Source organism: Flavobacterium phragmitis (assembly GCF_900112575.1).
Classification (GTDB): domain Bacteria; phylum Bacteroidota; class Bacteroidia; order Flavobacteriales; family Flavobacteriaceae; genus Flavobacterium; species Flavobacterium phragmitis.
In genome coordinates, this window is record NZ_FOMH01000003.1 from 370,572 (window position 1) to 386,320 (window position 15,749).

At 32.4% G+C, this 15,749-nt stretch carries 19 protein-coding genes; 10 read left to right on the forward strand and 9 right to left on the reverse strand.

The window, feature by feature from the left end:
- Positions 1–14 precede the first annotated feature (14 nt).
- The 7 genes from BM289_RS07195 to BM289_RS07225 all read right to left on the reverse strand — a co-directional run bounded on the left by BM289_RS07195 (position 15) and on the right by BM289_RS07225 (position 5,959).
- Positions 15–407: a 2TM domain-containing protein gene (locus tag BM289_RS07195; RefSeq protein WP_091492057.1), complete on the reverse strand. Its 393-nt coding sequence runs from the start codon at positions 405–407 to the stop codon at positions 15–17.
- A gap of 21 nt (positions 408–428) precedes the next feature.
- Complete coding sequence (locus BM289_RS07200) at positions 429–746, reverse strand: 2TM domain-containing protein (RefSeq protein ID WP_091492059.1); 318 nt, start codon at positions 744–746, stop codon at positions 429–431.
- Positions 737–1,066: a 2TM domain-containing protein gene (locus BM289_RS07205; protein ID WP_091492061.1), complete on the reverse strand. Its 330-nt coding sequence runs from the start codon at positions 1,064–1,066 to the stop codon at positions 737–739. The genes BM289_RS07200 and BM289_RS07205 overlap by 10 nt, the downstream gene beginning before the upstream one ends.
- Before the next feature lie 2 nt (positions 1,067–1,068).
- The gene (locus BM289_RS07210; RefSeq protein ID WP_091492062.1) at positions 1,069–1,371 is read right to left on the reverse strand and encodes a 2TM domain-containing protein; all 303 of its coding nucleotides are present in this window, start codon (positions 1,369–1,371) and stop codon (positions 1,069–1,071) included.
- 2 nt (positions 1,372–1,373) lie between these two features.
- Positions 1,374–2,711 carry a 2TM domain-containing protein gene (locus tag BM289_RS07215; protein ID WP_091492064.1) on the reverse strand — a complete coding sequence of 446 codons (1,338 nt, stop codon included), beginning with the start codon at positions 2,709–2,711 and terminating at the stop codon, positions 1,374–1,376.
- Positions 2,712–2,732: 21 nt separating this feature from the next.
- On the reverse strand, positions 2,733–3,353 hold the full coding sequence (locus tag BM289_RS07220; RefSeq protein WP_091492065.1) for a hypothetical protein: 621 nt from the start codon (positions 3,351–3,353) through the stop codon (positions 2,733–2,735).
- Positions 3,354–3,799: 446 nt separating this feature from the next.
- Positions 3,800–5,959, reverse strand: coding sequence for a TonB-dependent receptor (locus BM289_RS07225; protein WP_091492067.1), 2,160 nt, complete (start codon positions 5,957–5,959; stop codon positions 3,800–3,802).
- A 143-nt stretch (positions 5,960–6,102) separates the two neighbouring features.
- Between BM289_RS07225 and BM289_RS07230 the strand changes: the two genes are divergently transcribed.
- From BM289_RS07230 to BM289_RS07275, 10 genes are all read left to right on the forward strand, one after another.
- Positions 6,103–6,567, forward strand: a complete 465-nt coding sequence (locus tag BM289_RS07230; RefSeq protein WP_091492069.1) for a DinB family protein — start codon at positions 6,103–6,105, stop codon at positions 6,565–6,567.
- Between the two features lie 5 nt (positions 6,568–6,572).
- Positions 6,573–7,031: a YciI family protein gene (locus BM289_RS07235; protein ID WP_091492070.1), complete on the forward strand. Its 459-nt coding sequence runs from the start codon at positions 6,573–6,575 to the stop codon at positions 7,029–7,031.
- A 23-nt stretch (positions 7,032–7,054) separates the two neighbouring features.
- Positions 7,055–8,542: a hypothetical protein gene (locus BM289_RS07240; protein WP_091492072.1), complete on the forward strand. Its 1,488-nt coding sequence runs from the start codon at positions 7,055–7,057 to the stop codon at positions 8,540–8,542.
- On the forward strand, positions 8,542–9,117 hold the full coding sequence (locus tag BM289_RS07245; RefSeq protein ID WP_091492073.1) for a sugar O-acetyltransferase: 576 nt from the start codon (positions 8,542–8,544) through the stop codon (positions 9,115–9,117). The genes BM289_RS07240 and BM289_RS07245 overlap by 1 nt, the downstream gene beginning before the upstream one ends.
- Positions 9,117–9,506 carry an SMU1112c/YaeR family gloxylase I-like metalloprotein gene (gloA2, locus tag BM289_RS07250; protein ID WP_091492075.1) on the forward strand — a complete coding sequence of 130 codons (390 nt, stop codon included), beginning with the start codon at positions 9,117–9,119 and terminating at the stop codon, positions 9,504–9,506. The genes BM289_RS07245 and gloA2 overlap by 1 nt, the downstream gene beginning before the upstream one ends.
- A 348-nt stretch (positions 9,507–9,854) precedes the next feature.
- Entirely contained in the window at positions 9,855–11,132 is a 1,278-nt protein-coding gene (locus BM289_RS07255) for a chloride channel protein (RefSeq protein ID WP_091492076.1), read from the forward strand.
- Positions 11,133–11,258: 126 nt separating this feature from the next.
- Positions 11,259–11,858, forward strand: a complete 600-nt coding sequence (locus tag BM289_RS07260; RefSeq protein ID WP_091492078.1) for an HPP family protein — start codon at positions 11,259–11,261, stop codon at positions 11,856–11,858.
- 193 nt (positions 11,859–12,051) lie between these two features.
- Positions 12,052–12,594: an IS1096 element passenger TnpR family protein gene (locus BM289_RS07265; RefSeq protein WP_091492080.1), complete on the forward strand. Its 543-nt coding sequence runs from the start codon at positions 12,052–12,054 to the stop codon at positions 12,592–12,594.
- Between the two features lie 117 nt (positions 12,595–12,711).
- Positions 12,712–13,071: a four helix bundle protein gene (locus BM289_RS07270; protein ID WP_091492081.1), complete on the forward strand. Its 360-nt coding sequence runs from the start codon at positions 12,712–12,714 to the stop codon at positions 13,069–13,071.
- A 45-nt stretch (positions 13,072–13,116) separates the two neighbouring features.
- The gene (locus BM289_RS07275; RefSeq protein WP_091492083.1) at positions 13,117–14,175 is read left to right on the forward strand and encodes a nucleoid-associated protein; all 1,059 of its coding nucleotides are present in this window, start codon (positions 13,117–13,119) and stop codon (positions 14,173–14,175) included.
- 90 nt (positions 14,176–14,265) lie between these two features.
- Here BM289_RS07275 and BM289_RS07280 read toward each other — a convergent pair whose 3' ends face one another.
- Positions 14,266–14,847 (reverse strand): TetR/AcrR family transcriptional regulator, encoded by a 582-nt coding sequence (locus tag BM289_RS07280; RefSeq protein ID WP_091492084.1) that lies wholly within the window; start codon positions 14,845–14,847, stop codon positions 14,266–14,268.
- Positions 14,848–14,919: 72 nt separating this feature from the next.
- On the reverse strand, positions 14,920–15,672 hold the full coding sequence (locus tag BM289_RS07285; RefSeq protein WP_091492086.1) for an SDR family oxidoreductase: 753 nt from the start codon (positions 15,670–15,672) through the stop codon (positions 14,920–14,922).
- Positions 15,673–15,749 lie beyond the last annotated feature (77 nt).

A 15,749-nucleotide genomic window follows, 5' to 3' on the forward strand; every position in this document is an offset into this window, starting at 1 on the left:
ATATTCGTTCAAAGTTACTCCCATTTATTTTTATTTGAAGCTTCTTTATCCATATATTTTTGGATTTTTCTTTGCTCCCAATCAGAACCGAAAAACCATTCTGAACTAAAAACAGACAATCCATGTGCTACTAAACCAATTCCCCAAAACAAGGCTGTCGAATAGGTATGCCATTCAGACAAACCGCTGAAATCAATTCCTCCTACTTCATGGTTCCTGCTTAAACTTGATGCAATAATAATGATATTTACTATTATATAAACCTTCAAATGTGAATAGAACCCTTTTATCTTTTTTACCTTTTTGTAAGCTGCATTGTAACTTTCGTCTCCCGTAAATTCCTTTCCATAATGTTTCTCGTATTCTCTTCCTAATTCATCATAAAATTGTCTTCTTAAACGTCCCATAATATTATGCTTTTAAACTAATTATTTCCACTTGTTTTTATTCTGTTTTTCCTTTTCCATAAATTCTTTGATTTTTCTTTCTTCCCATTCTTTACCCATTCCTGGAAAAACTTCAAAAACCTTTAACCCATGAAAAACTACTCCTACTCCCCACCATAATAATGGCCAAAAAAACCATAAATATTGCGGTGATGTATATAAATTTATAAAAATCAAAATTGCATTCACTAATACAAAAGCAACTAGATTGCCATAAAAGCCTTTTATATTTTCAACTTTTTTTCTTGCTTGGAGGTATCTATCCTCTTCATTTAAATTCATTTCCATAATTACTCCCATTTTTGTGTTTTTTGTCTTTTATCTAAAATACTTTTTACTTTACGTGCCTCCCATTCCTCATCAAAAATTCTGAAAGAAGCAAAAACGTCAATTGCTGAACCTATATAAACTGCTGACCAGATAATCATTACAACACCATTTAAAAACCGAATTGGAAAAACATTCAAAGGCAGTTCTGTATATTCTTTTAAAAGGAAAAGAGTCATTCCAATCATGTAAAGAAATGTATGCTTGTAAAATGATTTCAGTTTCAAAACTTTTTTGCTGGCCAATTGTTGCAATTCTTGCTGTTCTTGATCTGTATTAAAATTAGTTTCCATAATTACTCCCAAGTTTTTCTATTTTTTTCTTTGTCCATGATTTCTTTAATCTTTCTTTCTTCCCATTTTTTATTAAAGAAAGGAGGCAGACTAAAAACTTTCAATCCGTGTAAAACAATTGCCATTCCCCAGCCCATCAAACACCATAAAAACCATAAATATCCAGGCGAAGTCATAAGATTTACTACAATTACAATTGGATTTACCAATACATAAACTGTAAGATGCTCGTAAAACTCTCGAATTTCTTTTACTTTCTTTTGAGCATCATAATAACGATCTGCTTCTGTAAAATCTTTTTCCATGATTATTTCCAAGTTTTTTGTTTGTTGTCTCTTTCCATAATCTCTCTGATCTTTCTTTCTTCCCAATCGGAGCTGTAACCAAACACTTTAAAGGCGTGCATTGCTACTCCGAATCCCCATCCTAAAGCAGAAAACCAAAACCATTGAAATCCTGGTGAAAATCGTAAGTTTATAAAAATTAAAAACGGAATAACACAACAATAAGAAATCACATTGGCATAAAATCCTTTTAGTTCTTCTACTCTTTTTTTAGCTCTATAATAAGCTTTTGCTTCGTCGTTGAAATCTGCATTTGCTTCCATAACTGCAATTTGTTTTGTTAAAATTGGAATTCTAACCGTAAAATTTTTATCGTCTTCTTGAACTTTTACTTTTCTATCGGTTATAATTCCGTATCGATTTACAATATTCTGCAGTCCAACACCTCGCCTGTCCTGCAGCACTTCTTTCTTCTGAAGATCATTTTGGATAGCCAAATAATCTTTATCAATAAATATTCTAATGTGCAAGGGTTTCTGCTCACTTACCACATTATGTTTAACCGTATTTTCGAGTAAAAGCTGTAACGAAAGCGGTACTACTTTTGCTTCTGGATTTATGTTTTCTGTTGGCAGTTCGTAAAACAAACTGTTCTCAAAACGCATTTTCAACAGATTCATGTAGGTTTTTGCAAAAGACAATTCATCTTCAACCGAAACCAGTTCTTTATCTTTCTGCTCTAAAACATATCGATAGATTTTAGATAAAGAAGTGGTAAAACGCTGTGCATTATCTGGATTTTCTTCAATCAATGAACTTAAAACATTCAAACTGTTAAAAAGAAAATGCGGGTCAATCTGGTTTTTTAAACTTTCAAATTTCGCATTTGCGGTTCCAGCAATAATTTTCTGCTGTGTGACTTTATTTTCCTGATAGAGTTTATAAAAATTAAGTCCATGAAAAAACAATAAAACAATAAATGTCATTACCGCTGATTCGATATAATTTTCTGCTTGTTCATGGGCAAGAAAACCAATGATGGTCCTGTTCTCGATTATTACATTTGTAAACAAACGTAATATTCCGATTATGATCATCGATATCAAAAATGAACTTATAAAACCTATTAGGATTCTTTTTAGCGAATATGGATTTTCTTTGAAAACCCTATCCAAAAACTCAAAAAGAACAACATTTACGATATACAAAACCACACTGTAAAGCATGCAGTACAAGAAATAGATGTAAAGATTCTTGTTGAAAACTGCTGTTCCTAAAGAAGCAAACCGAATTAGAAAAGAAAATAAAAATACTATTCCTCCAACTAAACATGCTTTTAACAAATTAGGTTTTAATATCATGGTGGCTTATAACTGTTTAAATTATTTACAAGTTTTTTGAACTTCTAAAGCTCTTTCTAATCCCCATTTTGGAGAATAAGGCGTTTCTGGTTTAAATGTACCAAAAAGTTCGATAGCTTTATTCACTTGTGCACATAAAGGTTTTGTATCTACTCCTGTCCATTTTGCTCCTCCTAATTGGTAATCAGCTTCACCAAAAACGGCTCTTGGATTGTTTGGATCTAATGCTTTAGCTTTTGCGTAAGCTTCCATCACTTTTCCTGAATATTTCATTCCGTTTGTCATTGGATCTGCCACGACATATCCAGTATAAATTAAAGCTTGTAAAACATATAATTCTGAATTGCTTTGGTCTTTTAGCATTTCTGCATCTACAGCGTCTTGAGATTTGGTCAACAACAAATCGATTTTTGTTTTATCTTTTTCTGTAAAAACGGCTAATGTGTTTACTAAACCAACATAATAATTAGGAAGCCAGCTCGTTTTTTCTGCTGCTGCAATTCTTTCAAACATTGCAGAAGCTTCTGCATTTTTTCCTTCTTTCCAAAGTCCGAAAGCTTTGTTCATTCCTTGTTCAAATTGTGTCTGTGCAGATAATAAACTGCAGATAAATAATGTAATAACTGTGATAATTTTGGTCATGATTTCTTTTTTTTAAAGTTACTAAGGTTCTAAGTTGCTAAGATTCTAAGTTTTTTTATTGATGATTAAAACTCTTTTTCAGGTACAAAGGTTCAGAGTTGCAAAGGTTCAGAGTATTGATTTTCTTATTATTAACATTTAAAAAACTTTGACCCTTTGTCACTTTGTTTCTTTGTCCCTTTTAATTTATACTTCAAAAGTATGTCGGATTTTACTGTTTTAAAATTAAATGATACCGAGTTGTTGATTTTTGATGATGAATTGTTTTTTCCTTGAGGTTCAAAGGTTCAGAGTTACAAAGTAACAAAGGTTTTTCTTTTTAAATATATATGTAAAACCTCTGAAACTTTGCCACTTTGTTTCTTTTTAAGATGCTGAGTTTCTGAGATGCTGAGCTTCTAAGTTTTTCTCTTAGTATCTCAGAATCTCAGCATCTATACCAGGAACTACAAGTTTTTCAACTGATTCTCATTTTTATTCTGGCTGATTGTCCAGAAGAACCCTACGAAGAAAAATCTATCGGCAGTTGGCACTACGGCTTGTCTTTGATAAACTCCGCTTGCGTCTGGCGTTTTGGCATAATCATATCCAAAAACATTCTGAGTTCCTAAAATGTTTGACACTGAGAAATAAAGGATTTTTTGTGTTGTCAATAAATAAGCCCAGTTGAAACTCAAACTATTATATGATTTTGTTTTGCCGCTCATGAATTGCGTTTGGTTTGGGTCATTGTATGGACGCCCTGAACTAAAACTATTTGTAAATCCTACTTGTGATTTCCAGTCTGTAATGAAATACTTTGTTACAACTGACAAACTATGATTCGCAATAAAATTGGGAGTTGCCATCGTTGGGAAATTTTTATATTGTCTTTCTGAGTCGATATAAGAATACGAAATCCAATATTCTAAGTTTTTATACAGATTGCTATCTCTCCAAAGCAAATCAAATCCTTTTGCGTAACCTGAACCGTTATTATTGAATACCGAATTGTACTGAATGTCTTGTGTATCATATTGAACTAAATTGCTGTAATCTTTGTAATACAACTCTGTTCTAAGCAATTGTCCAGGTTTTGTAAAAGTGTAATTCAAAATATAATGTCTTGCTTTTTCACTTTCAAACTGATGGTATTTTGAATATTTAATATAATCTACAACAGGCGTTTGAGTAAAATCTCCGTAAGCAAATGAAAACTGACTGCTTTTTGAAGCTTTAAATCCTAAGGAAGCTCTCGGTGCAATATTGTTTTCGTTTAATAAACTGTTGTTCGAATATCTTAAACCAACTTTTAAAGCTAGGTTTTTAGAAAAAGCAATATCGCCTTCAGCATAACTTGCAAAAATATTAGAGTCGTATCCGTTGGCACCACTGATAGAAACATTGTCATCAAAATTTTGGTTGTATTTTGTAATAAAACAATCTGTCCCAAAAGATAATCTGAAGAAGTTAGAAACCTTTTTTGATAATTTCAATTTTAACTGCGCTGCATTTTCATCACTGTCCACATCAGTAATATCATACTTCAGTTTATTTTTACTGTAACCGTAGCTGATTCCAGATGTTAACTGCCAGCCAGTTCCAATTGTTCCTTTATAAGAAGAATTCAGATAAAAGTTGTTATTGTTCATATCCGTTCTAATTGGATTTTCGAAATTGATGTTTTTCTGATTTAAATCGAATTTTTCTGAATCAAAAGAAGCGTATAATTTGAAGATTCCGTTTGTAAATTTATATCTATAAACCGTTTCACCACCAAGTGATTGATAGGGATTATTCCAATCTACATTCTGAGGAATAACGGCTTGGTAAGGAGCTAAATTGATATAAGCCATGTTCACACTCAAAGAACTTTTTTTCCATTTCTGCGTATTTCCTAAACTCAATCCAACCGTCATTAATCCAATATCTGTTTTTTCATGATCCTCTTCGTCATTAGTATTCAAAAGCAAAACACTTGATAACGCTTCACCATATTCAGCTGAATATCCACCAGTAGAAAAAGCAATTCCGCTAAACAAGAAAGGAGAAAAACGGCTTCTTGTTGGTAAGTTGTTTGTTGTTGCACCATAAGGCTGTGCGACTCTGATTCCGTCAACAAAAGTCTGTGTTTCGCTGGCTTCACCTCCACGCACAAACAAACGTCCGTCCTCCCCTACAGTCTGCGTACCTGGCAAAGTCTGTAAAGCGGCAACAATATTTCCTGCCGAACCCGCTGTAGTTACAATATCTAAAGGTTTTAAAACCGAAACTCTTGCTTTATCTCCCGATTCTAAAGTTCCTGCCGTAATTACAACTGCATCAAGAGCATTCATATTTTCTCTTAATTTTATTACTTGATCTTTAAAATTAGTAACATCGATTTCTTTCTTATAGGTTTCGAAAAGTAAAAAGCTGATTACTATAAACTGATTTCCTTCTGCAGTTGTCTCAAAAGAAAATTCCCCAGTTTCAGAACTTGTTGCTCCATCATAAGTTCCATCAATGTAAATATTTGCACCAGCAACCGGTTTACCTTTTTGGTCTGTAACTTTTCCCGAAATAACATTTTGAGCAAAAGTCAAAGTGCTTAACAATAATAAAATAAAAGTAATTCTGGTTTTCATATCATTTTTGGTTTTTGATGAAGCAAATGTATTTTAACAATTCCTGTTAAAAAATATATAATAACCCAACTGTAGATTTTCGAGGATGAGTTGTAAATACCAAAATTTGTATCTTAGCTAGGAATTCCAAAAAATCACCATTTATGTCAGAAAGCAAAAGAATCTCAAATTTATATCAGTCCATTTATAATGGAAATCCTTGGCTGGAAGTTAATCTGGCTAATACCTTAAAAAATGTAACGGCAGAACAAGCGTATAAAAAAGCCAATCCAAACCTAAACACGATTTGGGAAATTGTGAATCATCTTATACAGTGGAGAAGAAACATTCTGGAACGCATGCAGGGAGAAGTAATCATAACTCCAGATCATAATTATTTTGTACCTGTTTTAGATCCTTCTGAAGCAGCTTGGGCACAATCGCTTCAAACATTAGCAAAATCACAGGAATCTTGGAATGCTTTTTTTGAAAGTTTTAATGATGAAGATTTAGCAAAAATCTATGTCAATAATGGTCATACGTATTACGAACATATTCATGGAATTATTCAGCATGACGTGTATCATTTAGGACAGATTGTTATTTTGAAGAAGTTATTAAACACCTAAATATTATGAAAAATGCTGTTTTCTTTTTAGCTTTTTTATTCTTCAGTGCAATTGGTTTTTCACAAGATACTGAAACAAAATACGATGAAAAATTGGCAAAGTCACTGAATGCTGACGAATACGGAATGAAGAAATATGTTTTCTGTCTTTTGAAATCGGGAAACAATACAACGGCATCAAAAGAAGAACGCAAAAAATTGTTTGAAGGTCATATGGCCAACATTGGTAAATTAGCCAAAGAAGGAAAACTGGCTGTTGCAGGGCCTTTTATGGAAAACGACCGAAATTACAGAGGTATTTATATTTTTAATGTCGAAACAGTACAAGAAGCCAAAAAACTGGTAGAAACAGACCCCGCCATAAAAGCCAATTTACTAGAAGCCGAATTAACGCCTTGGTATTGCTCTGCTGCATTACAGGAAATTCCGAAAATGCACGATAAAATTGCCAAGACGAAAATGTAAACGATTCACTCTATTTAATTTTTATGAATAAATCAGTTTTTAGAATTTCGATTTTTGTATTATATCTTATCATTTTTATTTTAGGCACAAATTGCTACGCGAAAATTGATTCTAATAAATCTAAAATTAGAAAAAAGACAAGCCAAATTGTACTAAAAATAGAAAAAGTCAATGTTTTGATGGGCTCTGCAGTATATGCTTCTGGGATGAGGCCCAAACAATATGACAACTTCGAAGAATTAAAAAAATATGCTTCAAAAGAGGAATTAATAACCCTGACAAATCATACTAATGGAGTTGTGAGATGTTATTCTTTCTGGGCTTTATTAGATTATAAAGAAATCGATTTATTTCCAATTGTAAAAGATCATATAAAGGATGACTCCGCAATAGAAACTCAATTTGGATGTACAGCATCTTTAGAAAAAGTAGGTGATTTTTTTATAAATCTTGTTACTCCAAGTTATGTTGATGATGAAGTTAAAAAACTGAATGAAAAAGAACTAAAAACATTAGACAGTCTTTTAATTTATAAAGAAAATAATCTTGATTCAAGATTTCGTGCTATTGAAGAAGCCGAAACAACTGAATTATTATATCCAAAAGTTAGAGAATTAGTAACTAAATTTAATAATCAAAGTGCTTTAGTAACTCTCGCCAAATATAAAAATGAAAAAGATATTGAACTTATTTTAAATAATAAAGACGATGATGCTGGCAATTTCTATACCTATAAAGCAATACAAAATTTTCCAGACTTAAGGTTTCAAGAATTTTTAGAAGATAATCTTAATTCCGGCCTTAACGACACACACTATGATAATGAATGGAGAGAATTATATATTGCTATTGCAGCTTTTAAAAGTCCTAAAGCTTTAGAATTATTAAGCTACCCATTTACAAAAGTTAAAAATCCAAACATAAAAAAATATCATATAAACTTTGTTTATGATGCAATCATATTGAACAAATTCACTCTTTATGATAATTTACTTTGGAAAATTTGGGAAGAAGAAAATGTTCTCACGCTGGATGGTTTCAAATATCTTTTAAAAATAGATTCATCGAAAACTTATCTATTAAGTAAAAAAAAATTAAAACCAAATTGTATAGTTGAGAACCAATCTCCACTTTCTATAATTAGTAATGAAAATATCATTGGTGAAAATTTAGATGAAACAATCTTAAATTTTATTTTAATAAACGATAAGGATTTAGCTTATGAAATAATTACAAACAAAATTTCGGAAGCTAAGGTTATTGAATTTGAAATATATTGCAAAAAAATTTTTGAATTAAAAGACCCTATTTTCATTGAGCCACTTTTTAAAAGATTAGGAAAAGAAGACAATACTTATGTTTATACCCAAATTGTACAAACTTTAATTTCTTTTAAAGATAATGATATCAATAAAAGAATACTAGAAACAAGAAAACAGAACAAAAATATGAATACAGGTTGGGGAAGTAATTCTTTAAATGAAATTCTAAAAAAGAATAATATAAAATAATGAAAACAGAAAAAGAAAAAATGATTTCTGGCGAATACTACAATGCTTTTGATCCAGAATTATTTAAAGGCCGCCGAGCTGCTAAAAATCTTTTACATAGTCTAAATGTAAAAGAATACAGAGTTACCAAAAAAGCAAAAGAAATTTTAAAAGAACTGATCCCGAATGCTGGAGCAGGACTTTATATCGAACCTCCTTTTCATTGCGATTACGGTTATAATATTTTCTGTGGAGAAAACGTTTATTTTAATGTAAACTGTGTTGTTTTAGACTGTGCACCTGTAAATATTGGATCCAATGTATTTATTGCGCCGAATGTTCAAATTTACACCGCTTCGCATCCGCTTGACGCTGAATTAAGAAAAACGCTCGAAAATGCTTATCCGGTTACCATTGGAGACGATTGCTGGATTGGAGGCAATTCGGTTATCTGTCCTGGTGTTACAATTGGAAAAGGTTGTGTTATAGGAGCCGGATCTGTGGTTACAAAAGACATTCCGGACAACTCACTTGCTGTTGGAAATCCTGCGAAAGTAATTAGAAAATTAAATCAAGAATCTGAATCCAAATCATAATGCTTACTCTCAACAAAGTCCATCATATTGCCATTTTATGTTCCGATTACGAAAAATCGAAATATTTCTATACACAAATATTAGGTCTGACTATTATTAGAGAAATTTATCGTGAAGAACGTCAGTCTTATAAATTAGATCTGGCTTTAAATGGTTCGTATGTGGTTGAATTATTTTCCTTTCCAAATCCGCCGCAACGACCTTCAAGACCTGAAGCCGTAGGTTTACGTCATTTGGCTTTTGAAGTAATCAATCTGGAAGAAACTATTGCTTTTTTATCATCAAAAAATATAGAATCAGAACCAATCCGAATTGATGAAACTACCCAAAAACGTTTCACTTTTATTGCTGATCCTGATTTACTGCCGATTGAGTTTTATGAGCGTTAAGCTTTTTTTTTTGCCACGAAGGCGCTAAGACACTAAGATTTTTTTGTTTAATACAACGACTAAACACGTAGTTTGTCATTTCGACGAAGGAGAAATCACACTCGGGATTCGACAAAGATTGGCGACACACTGTACAGAGTTTCTAGTGTGATTTCTCCTTCGTCGAAATGACAAAAAATGCGAAATATCTTTGCATCTTAACGCCTTCATGGCAAAACCTTGATACGAAAGCTTTTCTTACTAATCCCCATTTTAACACACTAAATTAAAGATTTCCTATAAAAAACCGAATTTGATACTTAATTTTGTAATCCGCATAAAAAAAGTGCGATTTCAAATTTACTCCTGATGAACAAAACGGCGCAAATCAAAAAAAATCATCAATTCATTAAATTCCGAAAATTAGTTATTGTTTCTATTTTAATTGGCTTTCTTTCAGCTTTCCTCGGAATTTCACTCAAAAAAATAACCGAGTATTACGAAGAAATTTTCTTTCATGAAGTTTCAATTCATCCATTCTTTTACATTATTTTCCCAGTTTTCGGATTATCTGTAATTTATTTTCTGAGGCAATATCTTTTCAAGAAAAAAGAAAATAAAGGTATCAAAGAAGTTTTTGAAAGCACACAGACTAAAAAAAATCTTCCATCTTATAAAATTCCATCTCACTTCATAAACGGATTATTGACTGTTATTTTTGGAGGTTCAACCGGAATTGAAGTTTCGACAGTTGTAGCAACTGCCACTATTGGTTCCGTTGCTCATGAAAAAGAAAATGTTTTCCGTCAATACAAAACCGAATTAATTTGTGCGGGAGTTGCTGCCGGAATTACAGCACTTTTCAGCAGTCCGATTGCAGGAGTTTTATTTGCTTTTGAAGTTATTTCCAGAAAAGTCACTCGCGCTTTTCTTATTTCTAACTTAATTGCTGTTTCAATTGCTTTTGGTTTACTGACCATTTTAAAAGAAGAACCTTTATTTGTGGTTTCCATTACAACTTGGCATTTAAAAGCCATTCCTTATTTTATCCTTTTAGGAATTTTGGCCGGAATGAATTCTGTTTATTTAACCAAATGTGTTTTATTTATTAAATCGCAATTTGGGAAAATCAATAAACATTATTACAAAATCATTATCGGATCTGCAGTTTTAAGTATTTCGCTTTTCTTTTTCCCTCAATTATATGGAGAAGGTTATCATGCTATAAAAGGGATTTTTGGAACTTCAAACCAACTTCCATTAACTATAACTCTCGCTTTATCTTTTATTGCTATATTGATTTTAAAACCAATTGTAACTTCAATTACGCTTGCTTCCGGAGGCGACGGCGGAGTTTTTGCGCCTAGTTTATTTATCGGAGCATTTTTAGGGTTATTATTAGCTTCTGTTTTAAATACCTTTTTCCATGTCAATGTGATTCCTGTCAATTTTATGATTATTGGCATGGCAGCTGTTTTAAGTGCCAGCATTCATGCTCCATTTACAGCCATCTTTTTGGTCTGCGGTTTGACGAATGATTACACTTTGTTTTTTCCAATCCTTGCCGTTTGTCTGATTTCAAAATATACAGCGAAAGCAATTTATCCATATACAGTGTACAGTTATTCCTCAACTTTGATTAAATAATTTAGCCACAGATTGTACAGATTAGAATGATTTTTTTTCGCCACAAATTCACAAATTTCCCTAATCTATTTAGCGTAAAAAATTCGTGAATTCGTGGCTAACAATACCACAATAGAATATCAAATTATGCCAACTCAAAAATTAAAAAGAAGCTATCGCAAAACACGTTATATTCTTTACAAAGAAACTTTAATTGATTATAAAGAACATTTTTGGTCGTTTTTAGGATCTTTTGTTGGCATTGGAATTTTGGCTTATCTTGAATCTTCCCACTTTTACGGACCTGATGCTGTTTACTTAATTGGATCTTTTGGAGCATCAAGTGTTTTAGTTTATGGCATTATTCAAAGTCCATTTTCGCAACCTCGTAATTTAATTGGAGGTCATTTGATTTCGGCTTTTATTGGTGTTACCGTTGGTAAACTGGTTCCTGATATTATCTGGCTAACGGCTCCTCTTGCTGTTTCACTTTCCATAATTTTCATGCAGATTACCAAAACACTACATCCACCAGGAGGAGCTACGGCTTTGATTGCTGTTACAGGATCAGCCCAAATAAAAGGCCTGGGATATATGTATGTAATTTCACCTGTTTTAACCGGAGTTCTGATTTTATTTGTAACAGCCCTTATTTTTAACAATATGACTTCGAGCAGAAGTTATCCAAGTCATAGCACTTATCACAAACATTATCATAAAATTAGAAAGAGATTGACTGGAAAATAATTTCTTCTTTTTTATCCAACTGTCACCCTGAGCGAAGTCGAAGGGCTTTCCTACTGGTATGAGCTTCGACTTCGCTCAGCCTGACAAACTATTTGAAAATTAATATTTTAAAATCTTTTCAACAAATCGTAATTCAGAATTCGTATTTCGTTTTTTATATTTTACCTTTGACCTCTCAATAAAAACAAAGATTATGGTTTATAAATTTAGAGTAATTCTAGACGCCGAAGAAGATATTTTTAGAGACATTGCTATTCTTGAGGAAGATACTCTTGAAGATTTACACAATGCAATCTTCAATGCTTTTGGTTTTGACGGATCTGAAGTAGCTTCATTTTATACTTGTGATGATACATGGAATCAAGAAGATGAAATTCCGCTTTTTGATACTGGAGATGTTCCTGGCGAAATAAGAACCATGAACGATTACCCATTATCTAGTATCTTAGACAAAGAAAATACTAAAATCATTTACGTTTACGATTTCATCAGTATGTGGACTTTCTTAGTAGAATTGGCCGCTATAGAAGATGAAGCTGTAGGAGCAACTTATCCTGAAACTTTATTTTCTCACGGAGAAATGCCTTCAGACGCTATCGAAAAAAACTTCGAAGCCGATGATATGCACAACGACATCTACGGAGAATTTGAAGACGATTTAGATGAAGATGATCTTGACATGTTCGAAGGCGACGACAGCTTCGAAGATTATGGATTTGAGGAGAATTGGAATTAGTTTTCTAGGTTCAAAGATACAGAGTGACAAAGAGACAAAGGTATTTATCTTAAGAACGAGCATTTTTATTGTAAGTTTTTTCGTATTTTTAATATTTATTTCTTAAATATATGAACTATGAAAACTTTTAGAGACCTTTTAATTTGGCAAAAATCTATGAATCTGGTAACTGAAATTTACCAATTAACAAATTCATTCCCTAAAGAAGAAATTTATGGTCTGTCTTCGCAAATTCGGCGATCTTCAATATCAATACCAAGTAATATTGCGGAAGGATATGGCAGAAATGGAAATACTGAACTACTAAGATTCTTAAGTATTTCTATTTCATCCTTATTCGAAATGCAAACACAGCTTGAAATTTCATTCAATCTAAAATATATAACCGAGTACCAATTCAGTAAAACAAACGAAGAGAGCAGAGAATTAGAGCGAATGTTAAGCGCTTTTATAAAAAAATTAAAAGATCGCAAGTAAACACTTTGTCTCTTTGTCACTCTGTCACTTCAAACCTAAAAATAAATGATTAATCTTTTCAACACCCACATCGATACGCTTTCTATACATCGCGTAGGAAACAAGAGCCGTAACGAAGCTATTTTTTTATCAGAGCAGCCATTTAATCTTAATGATGAAATTGTTCCTTTGATAAAAGAATTCTTTTTTAAGCCTTTTAGAGAAAAAGAAGAAAACTATTATCAGTTTGCACACGAAGTGGACTTGGATTACAACGACATGTTTAAATATGCAACTGAGATTTTTACTAATCCAGCCAATGTGCATGAGGTTTCTAAAAATATCACAAAACATCTATACGAGCAGTCCAATCATCCGCATATTAAAAACGGAGAGGTTTATGTAACTTACTTGACCAATTTAAGTATTGATAACAATGTAGTGGATGCTATTGGTATTTTTAAAAGCGAATTACAAGCTGACTTTTTACAATTTGAAGAAAAAGAAAGCAACCTTGAAATGATTCTGCAACAAGGAATCAACTTGAATAAATTAGACAAAGGATGTTTAATTTTCAACTTTAAAAAAGAAGAAGGATATAAAATCCTGACTGTAGACAGCAACCGTTATGATGCTCGTTACTGGTTAGAGCACTTTTTATCTGTTGACGCTTTTGAAGATGAAAATTTCATCACTAAAAAATATTTAAAATTCTGTCAGAACTTCGCAAAAGACGTGGTTTTGCCAGCAGAAGACAAGAAAGAGGAAGTAATGTTTATGAACAGATCTGTGAATTATTTCGCTAAAAATGATCAGTTTGAAGAACAAAATTTCTTGAATGAAGTACTAGACAATCCTGAATTAATTCCTGAATTCAAAAACTACAAAGTGGATAAAGGAGAAAAATACAGCATCGAAGATGTAACCTCATTCCCAATTGCCAACGCAGCAGTTTCTGACGCTAGAAAATCGATTAAAAACGTTATTAATCTGGATACTCACATTCAGATTAAGATGGATTTTATCAATCCTGAAAGTGCAGAAAAATTTGTTGAAAAAGGCTGGGATGAAGAAAAACAAATGTATTACTACTTGGTTTACTTCAACAAAGAAGAGAAAAACTAAGAAGTTTTCATTTTCTATTACTTACTTATTAATACAGAAAACGGCAGCTACATTTGTAACTGCCGTTTTTTTATTTTACCTCTTTTATATTCACAAAACGGAAAAAACTGCTTTTACAATATCATCGTAAACCTGTTTATTTCTTTCTCCAGTACGAGCCAAAACCCGAATTCCGGAATAATTATTAAAGATGAACCTGGCTAAGACTTTTGCTTCAAGTGCTTTTGAGATATGACCCGCCTCCTGCCCTTTTTTAACTGCATTCGTAAAAACTTCCTCCATCGTCTGACTGTTATTTTTGACAATTTCAGAAATTTCTTCATCATGCATCGCGAGTTCTACAGAAGAATTAACCATAAAACAACCTTTTGTAATTCGGTCTTCAAAACTTTCGATGACGGCTTGTTTAAAAATATCGTGCAATGTTTCTTTGACATTTTCAGATTTCTCTAAAAGCTCTTTTACACTATCTTGTGCTTGTTTTTGATAACGCTGTAACGATTTGGAAAACAACTTTTGTTTGTCTCCAAAAGTATCGTACAAACTCGAACGGCTTAACCCCAAATACGTTACCAAATCCTGAGCAGATGTTCCGTTATATCCTTTGTGCCAAAAAATTTCGATTGCTTTATCCAAAGCCTGATCTTCATCAAATTCTTTCGTTCTAGCCATGATACTCAAATTAAATTTCTTCACAAAGATAATGATTTAACGGAACAATCGTTCCTGAATTAGTCAAAAAAATTATAATACTGTATTTACAGTAAGTCCACCATCAATCACAATTTCAGTTCCTGTTATGAATGATGAATCATCTGAAGCAAGGAAACTAATAGTTTTTGCAACCTCAGCAGCTTGTCCAAAACGTTTCAATAGAATTTTCTCACCAAGGGCAGCTCCTAAACCTTCTACTTCTTCTTTTTCTAAACCTACTTTACCATACAAAGGTGTTTCAATTGGCCCAGGAGAAACGGCATTCACTCTAATTTTTCTTCCAGCTAATTCAGCGGCAAAGATTCTGTTTAATGATAAAACGGCTGCTTTGCTTGCCCCATAAACACTTGAACCTGGCATTCCTAATTGAGCATTTACTGAAGTATTAAAAATAATAGAACCTCCATCATTTAAAATTGGCAACACTTTTTGAACGGTAAAATAAACTCCTTTTACGTTCACATTCATTATACTGTCATAATGCTCTTCTGAAGCTGAATCTACAGGAGCAAAAGCTGCAATTCCTGCATTCAGAAATAAAATATCTACTTTACCGAATTTTGACTTCACTTTTTCAACCAAATTATCAATTGATTTTAAATCGGATTGATCTGCTACAATTCCAGTAACGTTTAATTCTGTTTCGGCTTTTGCCAAAGCTTCTTTGTTTCTTCCTGTTACAATTACTTTTGCACCTTTTGATGCTAATTCTGCAGCGGCTGCATATCCAATTCCACTGTTTCCACCTGTTACGATTGCAACTTTGTTTTCTAAATTTTTCATTTTAATTATTATTTAAGTTATTGATTATTCAATTATTATGGCACAAAGATATAATAACGGAACGATCGTTCCGTTAT

Bases quoted from the DNA above. Each gene is read 5' to 3' on its own strand.
- BM289_RS07195 (WP_091492057.1), bottom strand. From the start codon at position 407: ATGGGACGTTTAAGAAGACAATTTTATGATGAATTAGGAAGAGAATAC.
- BM289_RS07200 (WP_091492059.1), bottom strand. From the start codon at position 746: ATGGGAGTAATTATGGAAATGAATTTAAATGAAGAGGATAGATACCTC.
- BM289_RS07205 (WP_091492061.1), bottom strand. From the start codon at position 1,066: ATGGAAACTAATTTTAATACAGATCAAGAACAGCAAGAATTGCAACAA.
- BM289_RS07210 (WP_091492062.1), bottom strand. From the start codon at position 1,371: ATGGAAAAAGATTTTACAGAAGCAGATCGTTATTATGATGCTCAAAAG.
- BM289_RS07215 (WP_091492064.1), bottom strand. From the start codon at position 2,711: ATGATATTAAAACCTAATTTGTTAAAAGCATGTTTAGTTGGAGGAATA.
- BM289_RS07220 (WP_091492065.1), bottom strand. From the start codon at position 3,353: ATGACCAAAATTATCACAGTTATTACATTATTTATCTGCAGTTTATTA.
- BM289_RS07225 (WP_091492067.1), bottom strand. From the start codon at position 5,959: ATGAAAACCAGAATTACTTTTATTTTATTATTGTTAAGCACTTTGACT.
- BM289_RS07230 (WP_091492069.1), top strand. From the start codon at position 6,103: ATGTCAGAAAGCAAAAGAATCTCAAATTTATATCAGTCCATTTATAAT.
- BM289_RS07235 (WP_091492070.1), top strand. From the start codon at position 6,573: ATGAAAAATGCTGTTTTCTTTTTAGCTTTTTTATTCTTCAGTGCAATT.
- BM289_RS07240 (WP_091492072.1), top strand. From the start codon at position 7,055: ATGAATAAATCAGTTTTTAGAATTTCGATTTTTGTATTATATCTTATC.
- BM289_RS07245 (WP_091492073.1), top strand. From the start codon at position 8,542: ATGAAAACAGAAAAAGAAAAAATGATTTCTGGCGAATACTACAATGCT.
- gloA2 (WP_091492075.1), top strand. From the start codon at position 9,117: ATGCTTACTCTCAACAAAGTCCATCATATTGCCATTTTATGTTCCGAT.
- BM289_RS07255 (WP_091492076.1), top strand. From the start codon at position 9,855: ATGAACAAAACGGCGCAAATCAAAAAAAATCATCAATTCATTAAATTC.
- BM289_RS07260 (WP_091492078.1), top strand. From the start codon at position 11,259: ATGCCAACTCAAAAATTAAAAAGAAGCTATCGCAAAACACGTTATATT.
- BM289_RS07265 (WP_091492080.1), top strand. From the start codon at position 12,052: ATGGTTTATAAATTTAGAGTAATTCTAGACGCCGAAGAAGATATTTTT.
- BM289_RS07270 (WP_091492081.1), top strand. From the start codon at position 12,712: ATGAAAACTTTTAGAGACCTTTTAATTTGGCAAAAATCTATGAATCTG.
- BM289_RS07275 (WP_091492083.1), top strand. From the start codon at position 13,117: ATGATTAATCTTTTCAACACCCACATCGATACGCTTTCTATACATCGC.
- BM289_RS07280 (WP_091492084.1), bottom strand. From the start codon at position 14,847: ATGGCTAGAACGAAAGAATTTGATGAAGATCAGGCTTTGGATAAAGCA.
- BM289_RS07285 (WP_091492086.1), bottom strand. From the start codon at position 15,672: ATGAAAAATTTAGAAAACAAAGTTGCAATCGTAACAGGTGGAAACAGT.